Source organism: Cupriavidus sp. 21MJTG02-4 (genome assembly GCF_057798975.1).
Map to the genome: position 1 here is coordinate 226,635 of NZ_JBYOJP010000010.1, position 24,387 is coordinate 251,021.

The 24,387-nt window shown below is 63.2% G+C and carries 17 protein-coding genes and 1 pseudogene; 10 read left to right on the plus strand and 8 right to left on the minus strand.

Annotated features, from left to right (window positions below; all coding sequences use genetic code 11):
- The first annotated feature begins 45 nt into the window (after positions 1-45).
- The 6 genes from gsiC (at position 46) to AC3FKH_RS20910 (ending at position 5,779) form a co-directional block, all read left to right on the plus strand.
- Positions 46-966 (plus strand): glutathione ABC transporter permease GsiC, encoded by a 921-nt coding sequence (gene gsiC / locus AC3FKH_RS20885; protein WP_488677712.1) that lies wholly within the window; start codon positions 46-48, stop codon positions 964-966.
- 15 nt (positions 967-981) lie between these two features.
- Complete coding sequence (gsiD, locus tag AC3FKH_RS20890) at positions 982-1,893, plus strand: glutathione ABC transporter permease GsiD (protein ID WP_488677714.1); 912 nt, start codon at positions 982-984, stop codon at positions 1,891-1,893.
- A gap of 12 nt (positions 1,894-1,905) precedes the next feature.
- Positions 1,906-2,940: a DmpA family aminopeptidase gene (locus AC3FKH_RS20895; protein ID WP_488677715.1), complete on the plus strand. Its 1,035-nt coding sequence runs from the start codon at positions 1,906-1,908 to the stop codon at positions 2,938-2,940.
- Entirely contained in the window at positions 2,937-3,755 is an 819-nt protein-coding gene (locus AC3FKH_RS20900; protein WP_488677717.1) for a M55 family metallopeptidase, read from the plus strand. The genes AC3FKH_RS20895 and AC3FKH_RS20900 overlap by 4 nt, the downstream gene beginning before the upstream one ends.
- A 103-nt stretch (positions 3,756-3,858) precedes the next feature.
- Positions 3,859-4,623: a hypothetical protein gene (locus AC3FKH_RS20905; RefSeq protein ID WP_488677719.1), complete on the plus strand. Its 765-nt coding sequence runs from the start codon at positions 3,859-3,861 to the stop codon at positions 4,621-4,623.
- A 73-nt stretch (positions 4,624-4,696) separates the two neighbouring features.
- Positions 4,697-5,779, plus strand: a complete 1,083-nt coding sequence (locus AC3FKH_RS20910; protein ID WP_488677720.1) for a M14 family metallopeptidase — start codon at positions 4,697-4,699, stop codon at positions 5,777-5,779.
- Positions 5,780-5,795: 16 nt separating this feature from the next.
- On the opposite strand, the gene tssE is transcribed toward AC3FKH_RS20910, so the two are convergent.
- From tssE to tssB, 8 genes are all read right to left on the minus strand, one after another.
- The gene (tssE, locus tag AC3FKH_RS20915; RefSeq protein WP_488677721.1) at positions 5,796-6,227 is read right to left on the minus strand and encodes a type VI secretion system baseplate subunit TssE; all 432 of its coding nucleotides are present in this window, start codon (positions 6,225-6,227) and stop codon (positions 5,796-5,798) included.
- Positions 6,227-8,935, minus strand: a complete 2,709-nt coding sequence (tssH, locus tag AC3FKH_RS20920) for a type VI secretion system ATPase TssH (protein ID WP_488677744.1) — start codon at positions 8,933-8,935, stop codon at positions 6,227-6,229. Before tssH ends, tssE begins: the two co-directional genes overlap by 1 nt.
- Before the next feature lie 103 nt (positions 8,936-9,038).
- Positions 9,039-9,524 (minus strand): Hcp family type VI secretion system effector, encoded by a 486-nt coding sequence (locus tag AC3FKH_RS20925; RefSeq protein ID WP_488677723.1) that lies wholly within the window; start codon positions 9,522-9,524, stop codon positions 9,039-9,041.
- Positions 9,525-9,530: 6 nt separating this feature from the next.
- Entirely contained in the window at positions 9,531-11,258 is a 1,728-nt protein-coding gene (locus tag AC3FKH_RS20930) for an OmpA family protein (protein ID WP_488677724.1), read from the minus strand.
- Positions 11,259-11,268: 10 nt separating this feature from the next.
- Positions 11,269-11,919 carry a DotU family type IV/VI secretion system protein gene (locus AC3FKH_RS20935; protein WP_488677725.1) on the minus strand — a complete coding sequence of 217 codons (651 nt, stop codon included), beginning with the start codon at positions 11,917-11,919 and terminating at the stop codon, positions 11,269-11,271.
- The gene (gene tssK, locus AC3FKH_RS20940) at positions 11,916-13,262 is read right to left on the minus strand and encodes a type VI secretion system baseplate subunit TssK (protein ID WP_488677726.1); all 1,347 of its coding nucleotides are present in this window, start codon (positions 13,260-13,262) and stop codon (positions 11,916-11,918) included. The genes AC3FKH_RS20935 and tssK overlap by 4 nt, the downstream gene beginning before the upstream one ends.
- Positions 13,263-13,381: 119 nt before the next feature.
- Complete coding sequence (tssC, locus tag AC3FKH_RS20945) at positions 13,382-14,929, minus strand: type VI secretion system contractile sheath large subunit (RefSeq protein WP_488677728.1); 1,548 nt, start codon at positions 14,927-14,929, stop codon at positions 13,382-13,384.
- 22 nt (positions 14,930-14,951) lie between these two features.
- Positions 14,952-15,467, minus strand: a complete 516-nt coding sequence (gene tssB / locus AC3FKH_RS20950) for a type VI secretion system contractile sheath small subunit (protein WP_488677730.1) — start codon at positions 15,465-15,467, stop codon at positions 14,952-14,954.
- 282 nt (positions 15,468-15,749) lie between these two features.
- On the opposite strand from tssB, the gene AC3FKH_RS20955 reads away from it, so the two are divergent.
- From AC3FKH_RS20955 to AC3FKH_RS20970, 4 genes and pseudogenes are all read left to right on the plus strand, one after another.
- Positions 15,750-18,497 (plus strand): type VI secretion system Vgr family protein, encoded by a 2,748-nt coding sequence (locus AC3FKH_RS20955; protein WP_488677731.1) that lies wholly within the window; start codon positions 15,750-15,752, stop codon positions 18,495-18,497.
- Positions 18,498-18,626: 129 nt separating this feature from the next.
- Positions 18,627-21,728: a phospholipase D-like domain-containing protein gene (locus tag AC3FKH_RS20960; protein ID WP_488677732.1), complete on the plus strand. Its 3,102-nt coding sequence runs from the start codon at positions 18,627-18,629 to the stop codon at positions 21,726-21,728.
- Complete coding sequence (locus AC3FKH_RS20965; protein WP_488677733.1) at positions 21,725-23,161, plus strand: hypothetical protein; 1,437 nt, start codon at positions 21,725-21,727, stop codon at positions 23,159-23,161. The genes AC3FKH_RS20960 and AC3FKH_RS20965 overlap by 4 nt, the downstream gene beginning before the upstream one ends.
- A 21-nt stretch (positions 23,162-23,182) precedes the next feature.
- A pseudogene (locus tag AC3FKH_RS20970) lies at positions 23,183-24,387 on the plus strand (hypothetical protein); the annotation flags it as partial.

Consider the following 24,387-nt stretch of genomic DNA (forward strand, 5'->3'; position numbering starts at 1 on the left):
GGGGGCATGGGTGGGCTGGCCTGCGACCTTTCTCTCTGAAGCGTCATGCTGAACTATTTCCTCAAACGATGCCTGGGCGTGATCCCCACACTGCTGATCGTCGCGGTGCTGGTGTTCCTGTTCGTCCACCTGCTGCCCGGTGATCCGGCGCGGCTCGCCGCGGGCCCCGAGGCGGACCAGGCCACGGTCGAACTGGTGCGCAAGGATCTCGGGCTGGACAAGCCCATGCCCCAGCAATTCGTGAACTTCTTCTCGAACGCGGTCCGTGGCGAGTTCGGGCATTCGCTGCGCACCAAGCGCCCGGTCAGCGAAGAGATCGGCGACCGCTTCATGCCGACGCTGTGGCTAACCGTCGCATCCATGGCCTGGGCCGTCGTGTTCGGCATGGTGATCGGCATCTGCTCGGCGGTCTGGCGCAACCGATGGCCTGATCGCCTGGGCATGACGCTGGCCGTGTCCGGCATCTCGTTTCCGGCCTTTGCACTGGGCATGCTGCTGATGGAAGTGTTCTCCGTCCAGCTGGGCTGGCTGCCGTCGATCGGCGCCGAAAGCTGGAAGCACTACATCCTGCCGTCGCTGACGCTCGGTGCCGCGGTGGCGGCGGTGATGGCGCGCTTCACCCGCGCCTCGTTCGTCGAGGTGCTGCAGGAAGATTTCGTGCGCATCGCCCGTGCCAAGGGCGTGCGCGAGACCGTGGTCGTCGCCAAGCACACGCTGCGCAACGCCATGATCCCGGTCGTGACCATGATGGGCCTGCAGTTCGGCTTTCTGCTGGGCGGCTCGATCGTGGTCGAGAAGGTCTTCAACTGGCCGGGCCTCGGTCGCCTGCTGGTCGATGCCGTGGAGATGCGCGACTATCCGGTGATCCAGGCCGAGGTGTTGCTGTTTTCGCTCGAATTTATCCTGATCAACCTGGTGGTGGATTTGCTCTACACGGTGATCAATCCAACCATCCGCTACAAGTAAGAGAGGGAGGCCGGCATGACAGAGATTTCCACGCCCGCCGCCAGTCCGGCAGCCGCGACTGTCGCGGCGCCGCAGGCCGTGCGTACGCCCTGGACCGAGTTCTGGCGCAAATTCCGCAAGCAGCACCTGGCGCTCGGCGCGGGCGCGTTTGTGCTGCTGCTCATCTTGGTGGCGATCCTGGCGCCGCACCTGGTGCCATACGATCCCGAGAATTTCTTCGACTACGACGCGCTCAACGCAGGCCCGTCCGCGGCCCACTGGATGGGCGTGGACTCGCTCGGCCGCGACATCTTCAGCCGCATCCTGGCCGGCACGCGCATCTCGCTGGCGGCGGGCTTCCTGTCCGTCATCATCGGGGCGCTGATCGGTACGGCGCTGGGGTTGCTCGCCGGCTACTACGAAGGCTGGTGGGACCGCATCGTGATGCGGATTTCCGACGTGCTGTTCGCGTTCCCGGGCATCCTGCTCGCGATCGGCATCGTGGCGATCCTTGGCAATGGCATGGTCAACGTGATCTTCGCCGTGGCCATCTTCAGCATTCCGGCCTTTGCGCGCCTGGTGCGCGGCAATACGCTGATGCTCAAGCAGCTGACCTATGTGGAGGCCGCACGCAGCATCGGCGCATCGGACTGGACCATCCTGATGCGGCATATCCTGCCGGGCACGGTGTCGTCGATCGTGGTGTATTTCTCGATGCGCATCGGCACGTCGATCATCACGGCGGCAAGCCTCTCGTTCCTCGGGCTCGGCGCGCAGCCGCCCACGCCGGAGTGGGGCGCGATGCTGAACGAGGCGCGGGCCGATATGGTGACGGCCCCGCACGTCGCGATCTTTCCGAGCCTGGCAATTTTCCTGACGGTGCTCGCCTTCAACCTGCTGGGCGACGGCCTGCGCGACGCGCTCGATCCCAAGATCGACCGGCGCTGAGGTGGCACGGAGATGGAACAGCTGACTGCGCCGGTCATTGGCTCGCTGCCCGCCGGCGCGCGCAACAGCATCACGGACGTCGCCGGTGTCACGGTCGGGCATTGCACGCTCGATGCTGGCGACCTGCAGACCGGCGTGACGGTGGTGCGGCCGCATGACGGCAATCCCTACTTGCAAAAGGTGCCAGCCGCCTGCGCCGTGATCAACGGCTTCGGCAAGAGTGTAGGCCTCGTGCAGGTGGAGGAACTGGGCCTGCTGGAGACGCCGGTTGCACTGACCAACACGTTCGCTGTCGGCGCGGTGGCGCAAGCGCAGATCCGCGAAGCCATTGCGGCCAATCCCGAGATCGGCCGCGCGCTGCCGACGGTCAACCCGCTGGTGTTCGAGTGCAATGACGGTTACCTGAACGATATCCAGGCCCTGGCAGTCAACGGTGGCCACTATGAGGCGGCCTGTACTGCTGCCTGCGCTGACGTTGAGGCCGGCTCGGTCGGGGCCGGGCGCGGCATGTCGGCGTTTGGCGTCAAGGGCGGCATCGGCACGGCTTCGCGGCTCGCCGGCGGCTACTGCGTCGGTGCGCTGGTGCTGGCGAACTTCGGGACGCCGGAATCTCTGGTCGTGGCAGGCCGGCATGTCGGTGGTGCGCTGGCCGCACGGCTCGCGGCACGGACGCCGGAGCCCGAGAAGGGTTCGATCATCATGATCGTGGCCACCGACGCGCCGCTCGATGCGCGCCAGCTGCGCCGGCTGGCCCTGCGCGCAGGCGCGGGCCTGGCGCGCACGGGGTCGGTCTACGGGCATGGATCGGGCGATATCGTGCTGGCGTTTTCCAGCGCGTACACCGTGCCGCACCATGCCGCAGATCCGATGCCTTCCGTCGCGCTGCTGCATGAAAGCCGCCTGGATCCGCTGTTCCGCGCGGCCGCCGACAGCGTCGAGCAGGCCATCCTCCACGCACTGTGGCACGCCGTGCCTGTCCGGGGCCGCGATGGCCACGTGCGGCACGCCTTGCTGGACGTCATGCCCGAACTGCGCAATCCGACATGAAGCTGCTGATTTCCACTGACATCGAAGGCATTGCCGGCGTCTTTCACGCCGAGCAGACCCGCGCCGGAAACGGCGAGTATGAGCGCGCGCGCGCCTGGATGACCGGCGAAGCCAACGCCGCGGTGCAGGGCGCCTTTGAAGCCGGCGCCACCGAGGTGCTGGTCAATGACTCGCACGGCGGTTTTCGCAATTTGTTGCCCGACCAGGTCGATTCGCGTGCGCAGCTCGTGCTGGGCAAGCCGCGCTACCTCGGCATGATGGCCGGCGTGGAAGCGGGCTGCGACGGCGTGTTCATGATCGGCTATCACGCCCGCGCGCAAAGCCGCGGTGTGCTGGCGCATACGATCAACAGCGGCGCGTTCGCAAGGGTGTGGCTCAATGGGCAAGAGCTTGGCGAAGCGGGGCTTTACGCCGCGTTGGCCGGCGAGTTCGGCGTGCCGGTGCTGATGGCGAGCGGTGATGACGCGTTTATCGACGAGACCCGGCCGCTGATGCCGTGGGTGAGTTATGTGCAGACCAAGTCGGCGGGCGGCTTCGGCAGCGGCAGCACGCTTGCGCCGGAGGCGGCGCGCGATGCTATCCGCGACGCGGCTGCGGTGGCGGTGCGCGAACGGGCCACGGCCCGCGCGTTCCGAATCGATGCGCCGGTGAACTGCCGGCTCCAGGCCCAGACCCCCGCGCACGCGGATCTGTTTTGCCAGTGGCCGACGCTGGAGCGCGTGGATGGTGTCACGCTGACATTCGCGGCGGACTCGGTGCAGTCTGCGGTGCGCATGCTGAACTGCCTGTCGGCGATGTCGTTCATGCTGAAATAGCGGAACTTGGCCGGTCGCGGCGCGATCGGCGACAATAGCCGGTTCGGCGGCGCGGTCTGATCTGTAGATCGGGCCAGCCGCTTTTACCCGCTATACCGCACACATGACCCAGGCACAACACGGGGGCTGGATTCCCGTACGCAAGGACTTCGTCGACCTCGACACGCGCTGCCACGCGCGCGGCACGACCGGGCGCCACCATGGCTTTCCCGATGGCCGGGCCTACATCCTGCGTGACGCGCAGGGCCATGAGTACCCGTTCGGTGAAGCCTGCGCCCAGGCCGCTTTGCTCCATCCGGCGCTGCTCGTGCAAGTGCCTGACTATACCGAGCGCGACGTGGTGCGCCAGGCGGAGGCGCTGGATGCGTCCCTCGCGGCTGCCAGCACGCCGCGCCGCCGGCCCACCGCCGCGCAGCGCGATGCCGAGCAGCGCCTGGCGGCCATCCGCTATCTCGTGCTGCGCATGGAAAAGGTTGCGGCCGTGCCGCGCGTCCAGCCCACGGTGCGTTTTGCGCCACTGCAGGATGTCTACGAGCAATACCAGCGTACCGGCGATATGAGCCGGGCACAGGTGGCCCGCATTCTCGCCATCGAGAAGAGCCCCACGACGCCGCCGCGGCTCAAGGCCACCAATCTGCTCGATGTCTACACTGCCCACGTCAAGCTGGAACGGCTGATCGCGGCCTCCAACCGGCTCGATAACATCCGCTTCCTGCGCAGTCTGCATGACTGGCTGGCGCGCCAGCTCGTCCTGTCGGCCGCGCAGATCGCCGCGGCGGGCATTGAAATGCATCCGCAGGCCTTCAGTGCGCCAGGCATCTGGGGACCCGACGATGCCCGGCCGGGCGCGAGCGGAGAGCTGTTCTGACGCACTGCACGTTGGCAAGGCCTGACGATTTGGCGTCTAATGCGAGCATCTCCGTTCGTGTGGGGCAGTCGCCATGGGCCAGGTTTCGGGTTGCTTTGCCACCAGTTATGCCGAGGCGCGGCAGAAGTTCCTGGCCGCCGCGCGTGCCGCCGGCGCAACACTAGCCGAGTTCCCCCACCCGACCCGGCGCGGCAGTGCCGGCGAGGACCTGGCCATGGATATCGCGTGGGTAGGCCCTGCCGATGCGCGCCGCGTGCTGATGGTGAGTTCCGGGGTGCATGGCGTGGAAGGCTTCTGCGGCTCCGGCGCGCAAGTGGCCCTGCTGACCGATGCGGTGCTGCTGGCCGACTGCGCCGAGGCGCGGCTGGGCCTGTTACTCGTGCATGCCGTCAATCCCTATGGTTTTTCCCATCTGCGCCGGGTCAACGAAGACAACGTTGACCTGAACCGCAATTTCATGGATTTTGCGCAGCCGCTGCCGGATAACGTCCCCTACGCGGAGATCGCACCGATGCTGGTGCCGGCGCACTGGCCGCCGTCCGGCGCGGAGCAGGCGCAGTTCATGAAGGCCGTGGCGGAAAAAGGCATGGACTGGTACCAGACCGCGGTCAGCGGCGGCCAGTACCAGGATCCGCGCGGCCTGTTCTATGGCGGCAACAAGGAAACGTGGAGCAATTACACGCTGCGTCGCGTGCTGGCGCGCTTCGGCAGCGGCCGCAGCAGCTTGCGCTGGATCGACATCCACACCGGACTGGGGCCCTGGGGCTATGGCGAGCCGATCTGCATGGGGCCCGACGACGACGCGCAACTCGGGCGGACCCGCGCCATCTGGGGCAACGAGGTGACGTCGATCTATGACGGTTCGTCCACATCCTCCCGGCTGTCCGGCCTGGCCTGGCAGGCGGTGCCGGGCACGTTGCCCGATATCGACTATGCGGGGATCGCGCTGGAGTTCGGCACGCTGCCCGTTGCGGAAGTCCTGGATGCGCTGCGTGGCGACCACTGGCTCTATCTGCATCCGGAAGCTGACGAAAACCAGCGCACCCTGGTCAGGCAGGCCATGCGGCAGGCCTTCTATGGCGATGCCGATGACTGGCGTGCAGACGTGGTCGAGCAGGTGACGGCGGCAGTCCGGAAGGCTATGCGCGGGCGGTAGGGCGGCGGTGGTGTTTTCAGTCTATGTCTTGCGAAGCCTTCAGCAGCTTGAGCCGCGTCTGGCCATCTGGCGTGAAGTGTGTGCCAAATCTCACCAGCCCAGCCTGATGCAGATGACAGGTCATGGTGAAACTAAGAAGCATGCCGGGCTCGGTCTCTTCGATCGTCAGGTCGATCGCCTTCAGCCTCGGCTCATGGCGCAGCAGCGTGGCTTCCATCTCGCGCTTGAGGGTGTGTGCGGAGGCAGGCAAGTGCCGGTAAATGCGGGATAGATCGCCGAGTCCATAGTCCGGCAGATGCGCGAGGCTGCCGCGGCGACTGTTAAGAATGCGCTGGATATTGTCCTGTACCGACAGGAAGGTCTGCGTGGCTGCGTCGAACTCTTCGATCGCCACGCCATTCGCAAAGAATCCCGTCACCGCCTCGAAGAGCCCCGGTCCGCCACGCATCACGCGCCTTCTGTTGTCGCGGATTCTTCGAAGGCCAGCCCGATGCCGTCGGCCTGGGAGAACGATAGATGGATCGACTTCGGCCTCCGCATGCCGGTCATGCGCGCCAACAACTCGCGCGACAGCACGGGCAGGATCTGCTGGTCGAGCAGGCTATCGATATTGCGCGCACCGGAATCTCGCAGCAGGCAGGCGCGCACCAACTCGCCCACCAGTGTGTCGTCGCACCGCAGTGGCACACCGAAGCGGCGTGCGATCCGGTCGGCCACCCTGGCTAACTTGATTCGCACGATCATGGCCATGGCGTCGCCCGACAGCGGGCGGTACACGACAGTCTGGAAGCGCGCCAGCAGCGCCGGCTGGAAGTGATCGACCAGTAGCGGACGGATCGATTCCATCAGGGAACCGTTCGCCAGTTCGGTACCGGCTTCCGCCGCCGCGTCGGTTGCCGCGAGAAGTTGCTCGCTCCCGAGATTCGAAGTCATCAGGATCACGGTATTGCGGAAGTCGATCACCCGGCCTTCGCCGTCCCGCATGAAGCCGCGGTCGAACACCTGATAGAACAGGTTCAGCACGTCGCGATGGGCCTTCTCGACTTCATCGAGGAGCACGATGCTGTAAGGGCGCTGGCGCACGGCTTCGGTCAACACGCCACCTTCTCCATAACCGACATACCCCGGCGGCGACCCCTTCAGTTGCGAGACGGTGTGGGCTTCCTGGTACTCCGACAGGTTGATGGTGATGAGCGCGCGCTCGCCGCCGAACATCAGGTCCGCCAGTGCGCGGGCAGTTTCCGTCTTGCCAACGCCAGACGGCCCGACCAGCAGGAATACCCCCAGCGGTGCATCCTCGGATTTGAGGCCTGCTTTCGCGGCTCGCAAGCTCTTGCCGAGCGCGGCCAGCGCTTCATCCTGGCCGACCACGACCTGGCTCAAGCGGCTCTCCAGCTCCAGCAAGGTGGCGAGTTCGCTGGAAAGCAGACTGTCGACCGGTACACCCGTCCAATCGGCGATGACCTGCGCTATCGTTGCTTCGTCCACTTCGGCGTGGAGCAGCGCGGCGTGGCCGTGCCTCGTCAATGCCTGATGGGTTGCCTGGATTGACGATTGCAAATCGCGGCGCACCGATCTGTCATCCGCAGCGTGCCATTGCGCGCGCAGCGCGACCAGTTTTTCGGCGGCGTCCTTCTGTTCGGTGAAAGCAATCTTGAATTGCCCGAGTTCGGTGGCGAGTGAGATCAGCCGGGTCTCGATGGCTGCCAGGCGTTCGCCCGCGTTGGCACCCGTGGCACCCATGTCATGCAGCAGCGCCGTGCGTTCGACCTCTAGCGCCGCACGTTCCGCTTCGCAGGCGGAGATCGCGATTGGCGTGGCCTCCAGGCTCATACGCACGCGCGCGGCGGCGGTATCGAGCAGGTCGACCGCCTTGTCCGGCAACTGGCGCCCAGTCAGGTACCGCCGTGACAGCCGCACCGCAGCGCCAACGGCCGCATCGGTAATGTGCACGCCGTGGTGCCGCGCATAGCGCTCCTTCAGGCCCCGCAGCATGAGGCAGGCGTTGTCATCATCGGGCTCGTCGACCTTGATCATCTGGAAGCGGCGCTCCAGCGCGGCGTCGCGCTCGAAGTACTGTTTGTATTCGGACCAGGTTGTGGCCGCGATCGTGCGCAGCTCGCCGCGCGCCAGTGCCGGCTTGAGCAGGTTGGCCGCGTCGGCGCCGCCGGCAGTGTTGCCCGCGCCGATCAGGGTATGGGCCTCATCGATGAAAAGCAGAATCGGCGTGGGGGACAGCTGCACAGCCTCGATGACATTCTTCAGGCGTTGTTCGAATTCGCCCTTGACGCCGGCACCGGCCTGCAAGAGGCCCAGGTCCAGCGTCAGCACGCTGACATCCCGGATGACCGCGGGAACATCGCCTTCGGCGATCTTGAGCGCCAGTCCCTCTACCAGCGCGGTCTTGCCCACGCCGGGTTCGCCGACGAGGATCGGATTGTTCTTGCGGCGCCGCGCCAGGATGTCGACCATCTGCCGGATCTCGATGTCGCGTCCAAAGACGGGATCGATCTTGCCGTCGCGCGCCTTCCGGGTGATGTCGATGGTGAAGCGCGCCAACGCCGACGTGTCGGCCTGACCGTGCACAGGCCTGGCGGCGGCGGGCGATTTGGGCGACGACGTCTGCGGAGCAGAAGCCTGTCCATCGATATCGCCTGCCATGGCAGCGGCCGCTTCGACCGAGATACCGTCCAGTTCATGCATGAGGCGCTCTATCTGAGTGGCCGACACGGACAGGAGCGGCCAGGCATCGGGCGCCCGCAGCAAATGCGGCGTTTCGGCGAGCGCTGCGAGCAGGTGTGCTGAGCGAATCGACTTCGATTCTCCAAGCGCCGTGGCTTCGAGGGACGCTCGCATCCACGCCGCTTCCAGCCACTGGCCGACGCGCTGCGACAGTTGGGGTTTGCCGCGCAGGTCGTGCGGAAGCCGCTCGAGCGTGGTCAGCAGCGCGTTCCAGATGCCATCTACATCAAGCTCATAGCGCCGGAGAATCGCGAGGAGATCGCCATCGCCGAGTTCCAGCAGCTTGATCAGCCAGTGCTCGACTTCGATGTCCCGATGGGCGCGCGTCTCACAGAGGCAGGCGGCGTCGGCGAGGGCGCGTGCGCAGTGTTCGTTCAGGCGACGCAGGAACGGGGAGAGATCGCGGGCGGTCATGACAGAGAGTTCAATTGGACACGGGGTAAATAAGAAAGCGCGCGGACCATCACAAGGCGTCCGCGCGGTCGGCGGGCCGGCATCCGGGACCGGCCGGTGCGTATTACGAGCGCTCGTTCCAGCTGTCGGCGTGGATGATGTTGCCGTCCTTGTACGACCACGTGATTTTCTCGTAGCGAAGCTCGATATCTTCGAGGTGGTTGTGCTTTTCGTAGGCCGGGTTCTTGATGTCGAGCATCTTGGGCGTGACGCCAACCACCTTCACGTTCTCGAGCTTGGTATTGAAGTATTCCTTCTCCTTGCCGGCGTCATCGATCTTGTACCACTTGATCTCGACCGACTTCAGTGTCTGGCCGCTGGTAACCGCCTTGTACAGGTACGGCGTCGAGGCGTCGGTCTCCTTGGAAAACACGATCGGCTTGTGCACGCGTGTGCCGGTCAGCTTGCCGGTGTTCGAGTCGGTCGGGATGTTGACGGCGTGGTCGAAGGCGACCACCTCGACGCTGCCTTCGCGGCCGGAAACGGTGACCGAGCCCTTGATATCGGCGCCGCCATCGTCCTTGATCCACATGTATGCGGGAATTGCCATTGCTTCTTACTCCTTCTGCTGGAATGAACAGGCCGACTGGCCCGAGGTTTTCCGATTGTCGCGATGAACATCGCGACAATCGGGGACGAGCGTGATTTCGACACGGCGGTTCGCGGCGCGGCCCGTGTCGGTGTCGTTAGGAGCCTTGGGGCGGGTGTCGCCGTAGCCCTGGATGGCAAAGTGAGTCAGCGGCAGACCGGCGGCATCGGCCAGCCAGTCACGGACCGACGCTGCGCGGGCCTCGGAAAGCTTGAGGTTGCTGGCAGCGGTGCCAGCCGCGTCGGTGTGCCCGGCCACAAGCACGCGCTTGTCGGGGTGCGCCTTGATCATTTCGAGCGCACCGATCAGGACCCGATTCGAGCCGGCATTCAAGGCGGCGCTGCCGCTTCGGAACAGAGACAGGCTGTCGAGTTCAATGGTCGATGGCGGCGGTGCCGGCGGCTGATATGCCGCGATCAATGCATTGAGCGGAGTGAGCAGGGGGGCGCCGCGGTAAAGGCCCAGGCCGAGTTGCGGGGGTACGCCGGCGCGCGCATATTGATCGAGTTCCTCGCGGTCCCGTTTGATGGCCTGAAGCGCATCGACACGGGCGGCGTCGTGCTCCGGCCCGATGGCGCGATAGCGGGCCATGTCGTTGACGACGCGGGTCACCAGCGCCCGGTTCTGCCAGGCTGAGGCCGCGCAGGCAGCACAGAACGCCAGCGCCAGCCAGGCAAAGGCGTGTGCCAACGCCCGCGGGGCTACGCGCCGCACAGGCTGCAGCGCAACGCCTTGTACCAGTGGCTCAGGCAGCGGGTAGGCGGCACGACGGCTATCCCTCGCAACTGGAGTCAACGCGGTGGCTTGCTCGGTGAAGTGCGCGAGCAGCGAATCCGGTGTGGGAACACCTGCGACGAGGGTGACACCGAAGCCGGCAATTTGCATCGGGCGGCGATATCGGAAGCCATCGCGGTGGTCGTCGACAAGCGCCGGCAGCAACGCACCGGTTGCCCACCGCGCCAGAGCGTCGATGCGCGCGGCACGGAACATGCGGCCCTGGCGGTCGGCGGGCACAGCAGCCCGAACATACTGCTGGGCACGCGCGGCGACCACCGATGCGTGCGCGTCGGCGAGCAGCCCATCGATGCCAGAGGCGTGAAACCACGGGCAATCTTCCGGCGCACCATTGGCTTCCTCCGCATAGACTGCAACGCAAACTGGCAAGGGGTAACCGAGCGCGCGGCTGGCCTCGCCGATGGCCGCGCGCCAGCGCCGGAGCCCGGCATTCAGCACGCCGGCATCGTTGGCGTGGTCGGCGCCGATCAGACAGGCGACGGCATCCGGGCCCTGTCCCTCACGCCAGTGCCTGAGCGCAACCGACACATGTGCCAGCCGGGTCGGGTCGTCGATCCGGATCCAGATTGCCATATCGGTGATCCGCACCAGCGCGTTGCCGAATGCCTTCGCCAGGGCGCCGGGCGCGTCGCCTGCCGCGAGCACCAAGGGCGTATTGCGCCGGATGTCGCCTGGCAGCGCGTCGAGCGATGCCTGGACGGCCTGCAGCACTGGCTGCGCGGCACGTCGGCGTGTGCACAGCAGGCGGGTGGCCATAACGATGGCTGCGAGCGCCAGGACGATGGTGAAGGCGGCAAGCAGCAGGTTCCACGTTGGACGCCAGGGGGAACTGAATGTCAGCCACGCCAGGGCGAGTGCTGCGATCCAGCCAATGATCGAGCGGTAAGGGTAGGCGGTCACGAAAACTCTCTCAGCCTGCCAACGCGAGGATCGATGCCGCCAGCCATCGATCCAGCGCGAAGTAGACGAGGACGGCGCCAACGCTAGCGGCGGCCACCCAGGCAAGCGGCGAAAAATTGCGCCAGCGCGACGTCTTGCCTCTGGCCACCAGCACCGGACCGGAGGACGCATTCCAGCCGGCACGATCCAGTCGCTCATCGATCGTGCGCATGAACGCGGCGCGAGCGCCGGCGTCTTCCAAGGCATACCGGCCCTTGAAACCCAGACCGAGGACGGCGTGGAATAAATGGAGCAGCGGCAACGCAGGCTGCGGCTCGGCCAGGCGACGCTCGATGCGGGCAATCAAGGCCTCCCCGGCGTTGTGGCTCTTGAATTGCTGCACCTGCAGGGGCTCTCGCTCCCAGGCATCGCGGTCGGTGCCCTGCAGCTGGCCCAACGCGACTTCATCCAGCAAGGCGCATTGGGCATAAGCGGCATCCTCGATCACATCTGCCGGCTGGCCGAGCGTCGAGAATTCTTCGCGCAGTCGAGACACCTGCTCGAGGCATTTGGCCCGGAATGCCTCGACGCTAAGCGATGGCCTTGCAGCGTCGGAAAGTAGCGCGACCGTCAGGGCGGTATCGCGCACGGCGAGTGGGAGCATCATGGCGGGGTATGTCATACCGGCAATACCGCGAAGAGTTCAAGCGACACGTCTGGCAGCGAGGCAGGGACGTAGAAGTGGCAAGCCCGAGCGTCAAGCATGCGTTGAAAGGCAGGGTGGGCGCTGTCGAGCGCAAAGTACTGGTTCTCGATCCGCACGGGAATGGCAGCGGGCAGACGCGACATGGTGCGCAGCGGGATACCGGGCAGCGCCGAGTTGACAATCTGTTCCACCTCGTCCGGTGCCCCCGCCTTGCACAGGCGCGGCAACTGCTCGAGCAGCGCATGGGAGGGCAGGCCTGCCTGGACGGACAGGTAGTACTCGGCCCCTTCAACGAGGCGCTCATCGAGAATCTTGCCGACCCATACGGTGGGCCGGGCCCGCTCGAGCGCCACCGGTACCACGCGTGACGGGATTACTGTGTCGAGCAGCGTGCGGATCAGGGACTCCAGTTCCGCGAACACAGGTTCGGGGGCGAGGTGGTGATAGGCCGGAATGGCCTGCAACGTGTCCGTGGTGGAGAACGTCAGCAGCGAGCCAGCCAGACGTGCCAGGACCGCATAGAGGCGTTCGGGATGCTGCCGCGGCGCGGCGCACAGGCGTGCCAGTTCTGGCCAGGTGCTGTTCACGCTGTGCAGCAGCCAGAACAGCGCGACATCGGCCACGGCGTAGTCGGCGATCTGGTCCGAGCGCTGGCGCCGGCGCACGGCTAGACTGGCACTCTTGGCACTCAGGATTTCAGACAGCCGGTTCATCCGCTCGGTTAGCCGGGCGCTTGCCGACAGGAAGAGACAGGGGGGCACAAAGGCCGCGTCCAGCTCGAAGCGTCCCTGCGGGCTGCGTACCAGCCGCGCGATCGGGCAGGTTACGTAATCGCCAACTGCCTCGAAGTCGAACAAGAGCGCCAGTGCGTGGCGTTCGATGCTGATCTCTTCCTTGCCTTCCCCATGCAGGTCGGCGATCTCCAGATACTCGCGCAGGAATCGACGCGGCCGCGCGGGCCGCTCGCCCGCTTCGACGCAATTGCCGCCTTGCGCGTCGACGAGCGCCAGGCCGATCAGCACGACAACACTCTCCTGCTGGGCGGGCACGTCGTCCAGATTGCGGGCAGGCGGCGCAAGGTCCGCGGTATCGGTATCAACGACGGTGCCATCCGGCAGCCGCAGGGCGAGAGTACTCACCATCAGCCGGGAGATGGACAGTGCTTGCGGGTCGAGCCCGACTTGCACCACGCCCCAGGGATCGGGGCTCGCCATGCGCGCGATATGCTCGTCGGCATACCGATGCCACAACGCCTGTTGCTGGAAATGCTGCGGGGTCATGAAAATGCCCTGCGCCCACAGCGGTCTTGTTATCTTCATCGTGCTCGACTGGTACGCGGAGAACGTCTTTCCGCATGGGAGACGCCGCAGGGCGGCTGCGCAGCCACCTTGCAGCGGAACGACTTCAGGGTCAACGTGTCAGGAAAGGCTGTCGCCGCTCAGGTCTTTGCCTTGGGCATCTGCGACACAAGCGACAGGTTGATGTCCATGCCCTCGATCTGGAAGTGCGGCACGATAAAGAGCTTGATGCGGAAGAATCCCGGGTTGTCCTCGATGTCTTCGACGAGCACCTTGGCCTCGCGCAGCGGATGGGAGGATTGCAGTTCGTCGCCGGGATCCGTCATCTCGGTGACGAGCGTCTTGACCCAGGTATTGAGCTCCAGTTCCAGCAAGCGGCGGTCCTTGGTGGTGCCAATGTTCTCGCGCTGAATGAGCTTCAGGTAATGGGCGATCCGCGACAGCAGGAAGATGTACGGCAGGCGCGCATTGACACGGCTGTTGGCGGTAGCTTCCTTGGTGTCGTAGAGCGCCGGCTTCTGGGCCGAATGCGCGGAGAAGAAGCACGCGAAGTCGTGGTTCTTGTAGTAGGAAAGCGGGATAAAGCCGAGATTGGCAAACTCGAATTCGCGCGTTTCCGGGATCAATACTTCGGTGGGAATCTTTGCCTGGTTGCCGGTGCCGAGGTCGTACAGGTGAATCGGCAGGTCCTCGACCAGTCCGCCAGCTTGCGGGCCGCGAATCTGCACGCACCAGCCGTTCTTGATAAAGCTCTGCACCATGTTGGCGGCAAACGCGAACGAGGCATTGGCCCACAGATAGCGGCTGTGATCCGGACCCTTGACCGCCTCGGTGTAGTTGAAGGCGCGCACCGGAACCGTATCGGGACCATAAGGCAGGCGCGCCAGCACGCTCGGCAGCGTCAAGCCGATATAGCGCGCGTCATCCGAATCGCGGAAGCTCTTCCACTTCAGGTACTCGGCGCGATCGAAATAGTTGCCGATGTCGCGGATGCTGGCGACCTCTTCCATCGACTCCTTGCCGAAGAAGGCTGGCGAGACGGAACCAATGAACGGCATATGCGCGGCCGCAGAAACCTTGGAGATGTTGCGTAGCAGGGCAATGTCCTGAGGGCTGCGGTCGAACGCGTAATTCGAAATGATTGAGCCGATCGGCTCGCCACCCGGCGTGTCGTATTCCTGGATGTAGGTATGCAGGTACAGGCCGCTCTGAATGACCTCGGGCGTGTCTTCAAAGTCCTGGCGCAGGGCGTCTTTTGACGCGTCCAGCACTTCGATTTTTACGTTCTTGCGGAAGTCGGTGCGATCTACCAGGAATTTCAGGCCGCGCCAGGCCGATTCAATCTGCTGGAACGTTTCGTTATGCATGATCGCATCCAGCTGGCGGCTGATCTGCTGGTCCAGGTGCTCGATATGGAAGTCGAGCAAACTCTTGTCGAGTCGGTCCACCTGCTGCGATGAATCCTGAATCATCTTCAGGAAGACGTTCATCGCTTGCGCGACGCGTTCATCCAGCGACGATTCAGAAAGCGCATCGGGGCTCTGGAACGATTCCACCGGGCGCGTGGCTTTGACCGGTGTCAGGTTGATTTTCTCGCACAGGGATTCATAGACACTCTTGCCGGGCGCATCCAGCACAACGGTGTCGGCTTCGCTTTGGGTGCGGGCGGCGATTTCATGCTTGGTCATTGGGTTCACTCCTCAAGGATGATTACTGGGCGGGCGGATCTGCCGGGGCGGCCTCGCCGATCTTCTGCAGATCGGCGCGCAGGCGTTCGGACAGGCCCGGGTCCTTGAGGATCTTTTCGAGTTCGCGGCGGAACATGGCGTTGTCGAGCAGGTTCGACTTCAGATCGCGCAGCAGATTGCGCGCCGCCATCAGTGCGCGCAGTTCGGGCACTTTGCCGGCCACGATTTCAGGCTTGAAATCGTCCATCGACTTGAAGTCGAGGTCGACTGGCAGTTCAGTACCATCACCAATGAGAGTGTTCTCCACCGCAATCTTCGCTTTCGGGTTGAAGTCGGCGAGCACTGAATTGAAGTTGTTCTTGTTGATGGAAACTTTCTCGCGCTCGGCAAGGGATCGCGTCTCCTGGCCGTTGCTGTAGTCGCCCATCACCAGCAGCTTGAGCGGTAACTCCACTTTCTTCTGCGCACCACCGGTATGCAGATCAAGCTTGATATTGACACGTGCCTTGGGCACTTCGTTCTGGAAACTATCGGCCATTCATGAATCCTCTATCTCTGTCTTTAGCGGTTGCTAAATTTATTGAACAACGATCAACGCGGCGCTTGGTCATGATTAGTAGCACGTCGATTTTCGAGAAGAAATAGAACATTTCCGAACCGATAATAAATGTTGTCATAGATCGAAGAATTGTTCGAAGACGGATCCAAAGGGGTTCCCGGCGTAAGCGAAAGCGCTTACCGTGCGGCGCGCAGGACGATGAATTGAGCGACACATCGGCACTGCTTTGCGGTTGATTACGCTGACAACGGAGCCCAGGGAATGACGGATCTGGTGGAGGGACTGAAGAACTACGGCGGCGCGCTGTTCAAAGGGCTGACAGGACGGCAGTCGTATTTCGTGCAGGTGCCCGGCACGGTGAGCGCTGCGGCGCTCTCGGTGGTTTCCTTCGAGGCCGTGGAGCGTCTGGGTAAGCCCTATACCGTCACCATTCGGCTGACGCATCCGCTTGAATTGGATCGTGCCGACTATCTGGGCAAGGCAGCCACCTTCCTGATCGACACGGCCGATGGCGCGGAGCCGCGAAAGTTTGCAGGCTGTATCACGCGGTTTAGCAAAACAAGGAAGACTCGCGATTTCGTGGGCTATGAAATCGTGTTGGAGCCGCTTGTTGCGCGGCTGCAACTCACGCGTGCCAGCCGCATCTACCAGCACCAGACTGCCCCGCAGATCATTGAGGCGATCTTGCGCCGTCATGACCTGCAGGGTCACCAGTTTGACTTCAAGCTGCGTCGGAAATATCCCGAACATAAGTTTCGCTTTCAGTATCAGTTGTCGGATTGGTCGTACATCCGCTTGCTGATGGAACAGGAGGGCATGTACTGCTATTTCATGCCCGGAAAATTTGGCGAGATGGTGGTGTTCGGGGACGACATCGACCACTACATCTACCAGCCCGAACTGCGCATGCCTTACCGGGAGACAGCCGGGCTGGAATCCGGACAGGAAACGGTGTTCTCGCTACAGACCCACGCGATGACGGTGCCGGAATCGTTCCGGGTCGCGGATTTCAATCCTGACCTGGCGTGGGAGCGCCTCACCGGTGAAGCCAATGTCGCACCCAAGGAGAGGACGACCTACGGCCAGTCTTATGTCTATGGCACGCACCACCTGGACTTCGACGGAGGCAAGTGGGAGGCGCAACTGCGACATGAGGCGAAATTTGCCGGGCAGTTGATCTACGCCGGCGAGAGCAATGTGCTGGATCTGCGTCCGGCGCGCATCCTGCGCATGGACCACGCGCTGCCCGATGCACCAAACGGGCAGGTGATCACCGAGGTCATTCACAGCGGGGCAAGAGATGCGGCCTACCGCAATACCTTCAAGGCGATCCCATCGGACCGGCGTTACCGGTTGCCGATGGATGAAGACAGCTGGCCGAGGATTCACGGCACGCTGAGTGCGCGCGTCACTTCGCCACGACGGTACAAGTATGCCTACCTCACGCAGCAAGGGCACTACACGGTCCGCTTCGATGTGGATTTCGACGAATGGCCAAACGGCTGCGAGAGCGTGCCGCTGGCGCTGGCCAAACCGTTCGCCGGGGCGTTGCAGACGGGCTTCCATTTCCCGCTGCTCGATGGCACTTACGTGGATGTGGCCTTTCGCGATGGCAATCCCAATAAGCCGTATATCGCGAGTGTGCAGCACAACAGCCAGCATGAGGACCTGATCACGAATCAGGGCCGGTGGCAGTCGCGCAATGTGATTCGAACGCAGAGCAATAACAAGCTGCGGTTTGAGGATAGGAACGGGCAGGAGAGCATCAAGCTGTCCACCGAGTACGGCGGCAAGACGCAGCTCAATCTGGGCTACCTTGTTGATCACCAGGGGAAGAAGCGGGGTGATGGGTTCGAACTGCGGACAGACCTGTGGGGTGCACTGAGAGCGGGAAAAGGCCTGCTCATCTCGGCAGACGGCCAACCTGGCGCGGAAGGACCTCAGCTCGATATGCACGCTGCCGTGCAGCAGTTTGAACAGGAACTTGAAAAGCTGCGCCAGTTGAGCGATGCCGCGCAGACGGCCGGGGCAGAGCTGCTGGACCTGAAGACGCAAAATGCCTTCCTGCAGGAGCAGGTCAAGAACCTGCAGGATGCGGTGCTCCTTCTGTCGGCTCCAGCAGGCATCGCGGTCTCCACGCCCGGCAACATCCACCAGGGTGCCGGCGTCAACATGTCGATCAATGCTGGCCAGCATGCGGAACTGAGTGCATGGAAGCGGTTCACCGTCGCCGCGGGCGAGGCAATCAGCATGTTCGCGCATGCGGCGGGAATCAAGCTGCTGGCGAACAAGGGGACGGTGCAAGTGCAGGCCCAGAACGACGCAATGGAACTGACGGCGCGTCACGATCTTACGATCACCAGCACCGAACGCAAGGTGGTACTGACAGCCAAAGACGAACTGCTGCTGACCTGCGGCGGCGCCTACATCCAGTTGAAGGATGGCAAGGTGCATCTTGGCACGCCGGACAACATTCTTTGCCACGCAGTCAGCCTGCAGAAGTGCGCCCCCGCAGGCAAGCCCGCAGTGCTGCCAAATCTTCCAAAGTCAGAACTCGAACCTCAGCGCTTCGATTTCAAGTTCCGGCTTGCTGACACGCCGGGCTCGAATGGACTCGCGCTAGCGCATGCGCCGTGGAAGATCGCGCATGGGGCGGAACCGGACTCGTTGGACATCGATGAGTCAAAGGTGATTGCCCAGGGCATCACCGATGAGCGAGGCCACATCACGCTGTCCGATGACGAAAAGCAAAAAATTTCCGACGCGTACTGTGCGAATCCCATGCGTACTTGGCTCGTGTATCCCGGCCATACGGTTCGCATCAATGCCGAAGTCGAATCGGATGACTGGACGGACGAAGACAAGCTGCTGCATGGCCTGAATGCGGCGGACTTTACACCAGACCTTCATCCCGCGAGGCAAGACCCAAACTTGGAGCCGGTTGTGAAGGTCGCGGCGGATGCCCTCAGTACCATCGCTCGGCGCATCTATCAAACGATCAAAAGCTAAGTTTGAGCTGACACCATGTGCAGAAAGACGATTACACATGTAAAGACAAAGCGGGGAGCATCCGACTCGCCTTCGGCGCCGAATTGGTTTGTATCCAGCACCGAGAATCCGGCGAGTCAAGACCCGGGATTGGCGAGCGAGCTCAAAGGGATCAAATGGGGCGATGTGTTTTCGGCGCCGAGTTCCGGAAACAAGGTCCAGTTCTTCGTAACTGGGTCGAGCTACTTCGCCGATGTTGCCAAAGCGATCGACGCCGCAGCAAATTGCATCTTCATCGCAGGCTGGCAGGTGAACTTTGACGTAGACATGGGAGACGGCAAGACGCTGTTTGAGCATCTGCGCGGCGCGGTCGAGCGCGGCGTGGAGGTGTATGTAATGCCATGGCTTGCCCCGCCGCCGTTGTCGATCGATACGTGCATCTTGGAGACATTGTTCGGACTGAACCAGTTGAACGCAGGCTTGAAACAGCGCCGTGCCTGGACTTTGCCGGCCGTGGGGCAGAGCGATATCGCTGGCGGGCTGGGGCTGCTCGGTTTTTCTCACCATCAGAAGATGGTCGTGGTGGACAACAAGATCGGTTACATGGGGGGCATGGACCTTGCCTATGGCCGGCGTGACGACGGTACGTTCAATCTGGCCGCGCAGGGGCGCAAGGGCAACGAGTTCTACAGTACGTGCATCCCCAAGGTCGCGACGTTGTCTCGCGAGGAGCAGACCGGCTACGTTCCGCTGACAGAGCTGTTGACGGGATGCTTTCCAACGACGACGGGCAAAGTCGCGGCCTGGTGGTTTTCTCCACTTGACCTGGGCCCTGTCAACAGCGGCCTCGACTGGGCGGACGAGAGGAACTCGCAGTACAAGGAGATCGCATGGCGCGTACAAAGTTGGTGGGACAGTTCGCAACTTGTGCCGGCGTTCGTCAAGGATGCGGCCAGGCAGTTGTCCGAAGTCAGGGAGGCCATTCAGGATGCGCCGGGCGAAGCCGTGCAATGGCTTGCCCGGCGGACATGGGACTACATCGATCCTGGCATTCGACAGGAATTGCTGAACTGTGGTGCCGATGTGGCTGCCGCCGTGACATGGCTGATCGATTGGCTACGAGGCGGTCATCTCGATGCGCTTTCGCCAAACGTTTACAGGCAGGTTGGCCGCCTGATTGAGACGCTTGGCGTGGTGTGTGCCACGTCGATTGCAGACGCGGCGTGCCAGCGCGACAAGCCACTGCCGGACTTGGTCGAGCGGCGCAAGGCAATGCCCTATAAGGGTAAGACGCACGATGTGAAGAGTCAGCCGCGCATGCCATGGCATGACGTCCACATGCGCATCGAAGGACCGGCGGTGTTCGAACTGGCAACGAACTTCGTGAGCCGTTGGGATGGGCAGGTCAAGCGTTATTGTTCGTCAAGCGCTGCAGGCGCAGTAAATAGGCAATCGGGCGTATCGACGTCACTACCATCGGCGGCACCAGGAGGCGGCTCGGAGACTTGTGCAGCCTTGCCGGCCTACAAGGAGATCAATCTGCTGCTGCGAGCCGTCGGACTGACTGGCGCGTCCGCCAGCGCATGGTCTGGTCAGGGGCTGCCGATACTGATGCGCAAACATGCGCCACAGCCGCAGGCCGCGAAGCCAGGCACGCAGTGGGCGCAATTGCTGCGTAGCGCGTCGTTGCAGATGCGTCAGGCCGAGTTTGCGGCCAATTCAAGCGGTGAAAAGCCAACGCGGCCGCAGAACAACTGCCTGAAGGCAATGCTCAAGGCGATTGGCGGCGCACAGCACTTCATCTATGTAGAGGGACAGTTCTTTCAGTCGGCCTATGGTACGGATGTCCCCTCGGATGATCCGTGGTCGGGCCCCATGGCGGCGCTGCGCGATCCCTGGGCGGCAAAGAACGGCGAACTCTACATGAACAAGCTCGGGCTGCAGCGCGGCATGCCCTTGCGCGATATTCCCAGGAAGGTGAACCTGGCAAAGCTCAAGCGAGTGGTTCAGGAGGCCAACAAGGACGATGCCTTTCTGGCTGACTTCGATACCAATTTGAGCAATCTGGCAAAGGTGGAAACCTTCAACTTGCTGGGCAAGGCGCAAGAGCGCATCGAGAACCCGATTGGCCACGCGCTGGCCGCAAGAATCCGGCGGGCGATCCTGGAGGATCTGCCATTCCATGTCTACATGGTCTTGCCGGTGCATCCGGAGGGGCAACTGGACGCCATCAACGTGATGTCGCAGGTGCATCTGACGATGCAGTCGCTGGTGTTTGGCCACACCAGCCTGGTCAACAATGTCCGGCGCGCGATCTTGGAGCGAAAGGCGCGCAAGGAGAATCCGTGTATGCCTGAGGACGAAAAGCTTTGGAAGTATGATGAATTAGCAAGGATGAAGCCTGCTGCTCTTGAAGAGGCAGTGCCGAAAGAATGGCGTAACCATATTACGTTGCTGAACCTGCGCCACTGGGCAACGCTGGGCGGCAAGGTTGTGACGGAGCAGGTCTACGTTCATAGCAAGCTGCTGATTGCGGACGACCGCGTGGCCGTCCTCGGTAGCGCCAACATCAACGACCGCAGCCTGCTGGGAACGCGGGATTCCGAACTGGCGATGGTAATTGCCGATACGGCAATCACGCAGGTTCGGCTTGACGGGAAATCGCCGCAACCCGTGGGTAAGGCGGTGCATGAGCTGCGCGTGAGCCTGTGGAAAAAGCTGTTTGGGCTGAGCGGCAATTGCGCAGCACCCGCATCGGAGCTTGTCGGGGTGATCGATCATCCGGCCAGTCCTGCCACATGGACGGCGATTCAGAAGCGGGCGCAGGGTAATGCGAAGGCCTATCGAGAGGCGTTCAGTCACGTGCCGTATTCGGAGCCAGACATGAACGCGAAGGACCCTGGCGGCTCAATCTGGCCGACCTGGGATAAGGAGGCGAGAAAGCTCAAAGAACGTATGCCATTCCTGGAAACGTTCTGGCGCAACCCTGCGATCGGAGACAAGCCGCGCAGTTGGGAGGCGTCGGTCAATCCAAGGGACGCGGCACCACGCGAAGTCGCCGGCTTCGTCTGCGCCTTGCCCGTTCGCTGGACCGCCAACGAGAACAATTTTTCCGACCTGAACCTGACCTTGCTTGCCAACAACGGCGAGGTGCCCGGCGGGCAGGACCTGTTCGAGTCATCGCCCACTGCCGATGCGCTGGTATCTGGCATCCCGCACGGCGAAGAAGCCAATTCGGACGCCGCCACATGAGAACGACACGACCCACCAACGGACTGCGGGCGCTGAGCGCGCTGGCGGTCATCGTCCTGATTGGCTGCGGCCCATCGCGAGCGGAGCGGCAAGCGGCGGAGGAGGAGCAAGCCTGGCAGGAGGACCTGGAGCGGGTTGCCAGATCGGCCTATACGGCGCCTGCCTCCGGGAGCCGGCAGGAATGTCTGGGGCGCCACGTGTTTGACGTGGTGGGGCCGGTGCAGTGGCCCACGGATCCCAGCGTAGGCATTGTGTTTAATTCCAGGCAAAGCTATTCGATCTATGACCGGGGCGACCGAATTCTGGTGGGCGACACCAAGGTGGGCGTGATCTTTGATCCGGAGGGAAAGGAGTTCGCCTTCCAGTTTGAAGGCCTTGAACTTGACAAGAAAAATTCCATGGCATCGCAGACGAAGAGCATTGCGATGTACAAGGAGTTGCTTGCGATGTCGACGTCGCCAGAGGAGCGGAAGCAATGGGAGAAGGAGATCCGCCATCACGAGATCTGGAGGGCGCGGAATCAGATTGATCGCCGCTTTGACCTGGGGCTCCCGGACAGCCTGGGCGTCTGGGAGTTCGAGCGCGGCGAGATCGTGGACAAGGACGACGAAGACAGCATCCGGAATCAGGGCCAGATCATGACGGCCTACGTCTACCGCAAACCATGGCTGCTTGTCTTCGAGCAGCCAAGAGGCCCGGCCACGGAGCAGCCAGCTAACGAGGCGCGCATGCGGGCGTTCCTGAAGCGCTTCCGCAGCAGGGCGGAGTTCGAGATTCCGCGCGAGCCGGGGTTGTGCATTCCGTATGGCTTCATCGCGGATGACGGCACGCTGCCGTTCGCGATGAAGCAGGCGATGCGATACCGGGATGTTCCTGGGGTGATCTATGTGCTGGACACCGGGGTGGTGAGCGACAAGATCCCGTCCGGTGGCGGTGCGCTCTGGAACGCCATGGGCGTGGCGGGGATTGGCCTGTTGGGTGGCGAGGTGCCGGAGAACATGGAGGTGCTGCAGCGCATCGGGCCGAAGAAGGTGCAGATTGACGGCCGTGTGGCGATCGAGTCGGGCGTGGTGGCGCGGGTGAACGGCCTGGACGCCGAAGAGAAGCGCAAGGCGAATGCCCGCGCGGACTACACGCCTGCGCAGTTGAAACGGGTTCTCGACCGGGCGCCTTACGAGGTGTACACGCTGTACGCGGGCACCAACGGCAAGCGGGACTCGCAGGCGCTGCCGTGGCTGGATATCAGGATGCGCACGTTCGCGCGGAACCAGGTGACGGAGGAGGAGAAGCTGGAATCCGATCCGCCGCCGTTCGCACAGAGCCTTCCGCGCTTCGAAGGCTTGCTGCGCAGCATGCGGTTGCGCGCCACGACGCCGGCGCTGCCGGAAGTGAAGGCGTTGGGCAAGGGGTATGGCGCAGCGGCGTCGAACTGACATTCAAGAAGTCACCACCACATGAAAACGACAAGACGAACCAACGGACTGTGGGTGCTGAGCGTGCTGGCAATCATCGTCCTGATGGGCTGCGGTCCATCGCGAGCGGAACGGCAGGCGGCGGAGGAGGAGCTAGCCTGGCAGGAGGATCTGGAACAGGTCGCAAGATCGGCGTATACGGCGCCTGCCTCCGGGAGCCGGCAGGAGTGTCTGGGGCGCCATGTGTTTGACGTGGTGGGGCCGGTGCAGTGGCCCACGGATCCCACGGACAGTACTGTGTTTAGTTCCAGGCAAAGCGCTTCCATCTTTGACCGAGGCGACCGAATTCTGGTGGGCGACACCAAGGTGGCCGTGATCTTCGATCCGGAGGGCAAGGAGTTTGCCTTCCAGTTTGAACGCCTGGAACTCGGCAAAAAACACTCCATGGAATCGCAGACGGAGAGCATTGCGACGTACAAGGAGCTACTGGCAAGGTCGACGTCGCCAGAAGGGCGGAAGCAATGGGAGAAGGAGATCCGCCATCACGAGGTCTGGAGGGAGCGGAATCAAATCGACCGTCGCTTCGACCTGGGGCTGCCGGACAGCCTGGGCGTCTGGGACTTCGAATGGGGTGAGATCGTGGACAAGGACGACAAAGACAGCATCCGGAATCAGGGCCAGATCATGACCGCCTACGTCTACCGCAAACCATGGCTGCTTGTCTTCGAGCAGCCCAGAGGCCCTGCCACGGAGCAGCCATCCAACGAGGCGCGCATGCGGGCGTTCCTGAAGCGCTTCCGCAGCAGGGCGGAGTTCGAGATTCCGCGCGAGCCGGGGTTGTGCATTCCGTATGGCTTCATCGCGGATGACGGCACGCTGCCGTTCGCGATGAAGCAGGCGATGCGATACCGGGATGTTCCTGGGGTGATCTATGTGCTGGACACCGGGGTGGTGAGCGACAAGATCCCGTCCGGTGGCGGTGCGCTCTGGAACGCCATGGGCGTGGCGGGGATTGGCCTGTTGGGTGGCGAGGTGCCGGAGAACATGGAGGTGCTGCAGCGCATCGGGCCGAAGAAGGTGCAGATTGACGGCCGTGTGGCGATCGAGTCGGGCGTGGTGGCGCGGGTGAACGGCCTGGACGCCGAAGAGAAGCGCAAGGCGAATGCCCGCGCGGACTACACGCCTGCGCAGTTGAAACGGGTTCTCGACCGGGCGCCTTACGAGGTGTACACGCTGTACGCGGGCAC

What these genes read in the sequence shown, in the direction of transcription:
- gsiC (WP_488677712.1), top strand. Translation starts at nt 46, where the DNA reads ATGCTGAACTATTTCCTCAAACGATGCCTGGGCGTGATCCCCACACTG.
- gsiD (WP_488677714.1), top strand. Translation starts at nt 982, where the DNA reads ATGACAGAGATTTCCACGCCCGCCGCCAGTCCGGCAGCCGCGACTGTC.
- AC3FKH_RS20895 (WP_488677715.1), top strand. Translation starts at nt 1,906, where the DNA reads ATGGAACAGCTGACTGCGCCGGTCATTGGCTCGCTGCCCGCCGGCGCG.
- AC3FKH_RS20900 (WP_488677717.1), top strand. Translation starts at nt 2,937, where the DNA reads ATGAAGCTGCTGATTTCCACTGACATCGAAGGCATTGCCGGCGTCTTT.
- AC3FKH_RS20905 (WP_488677719.1), top strand. Translation starts at nt 3,859, where the DNA reads ATGACCCAGGCACAACACGGGGGCTGGATTCCCGTACGCAAGGACTTC.
- AC3FKH_RS20910 (WP_488677720.1), top strand. Translation starts at nt 4,697, where the DNA reads ATGGGCCAGGTTTCGGGTTGCTTTGCCACCAGTTATGCCGAGGCGCGG.
- tssE (WP_488677721.1), bottom strand. Translation starts at nt 6,227, where the DNA reads ATGCGTGGCGGACCGGGGCTCTTCGAGGCGGTGACGGGATTCTTTGCG.
- tssH (WP_488677744.1), bottom strand. Translation starts at nt 8,935, where the DNA reads ATGACCGCCCGCGATCTCTCCCCGTTCCTGCGTCGCCTGAACGAACAC.
- AC3FKH_RS20925 (WP_488677723.1), bottom strand. Translation starts at nt 9,524, where the DNA reads ATGGCAATTCCCGCATACATGTGGATCAAGGACGATGGCGGCGCCGAT.
- AC3FKH_RS20935 (WP_488677725.1), bottom strand. Translation starts at nt 11,919, where the DNA reads ATGACATACCCCGCCATGATGCTCCCACTCGCCGTGCGCGATACCGCC.
- tssK (WP_488677726.1), bottom strand. Translation starts at nt 13,262, where the DNA reads ATGAAGATAACAAGACCGCTGTGGGCGCAGGGCATTTTCATGACCCCG.
- tssC (WP_488677728.1), bottom strand. Translation starts at nt 14,929, where the DNA reads ATGACCAAGCATGAAATCGCCGCCCGCACCCAAAGCGAAGCCGACACC.
- tssB (WP_488677730.1), bottom strand. Translation starts at nt 15,467, where the DNA reads ATGGCCGATAGTTTCCAGAACGAAGTGCCCAAGGCACGTGTCAATATC.
- AC3FKH_RS20955 (WP_488677731.1), top strand. Translation starts at nt 15,750, where the DNA reads ATGACGGATCTGGTGGAGGGACTGAAGAACTACGGCGGCGCGCTGTTC.
- AC3FKH_RS20965 (WP_488677733.1), top strand. Translation starts at nt 21,725, where the DNA reads ATGAGAACGACACGACCCACCAACGGACTGCGGGCGCTGAGCGCGCTG.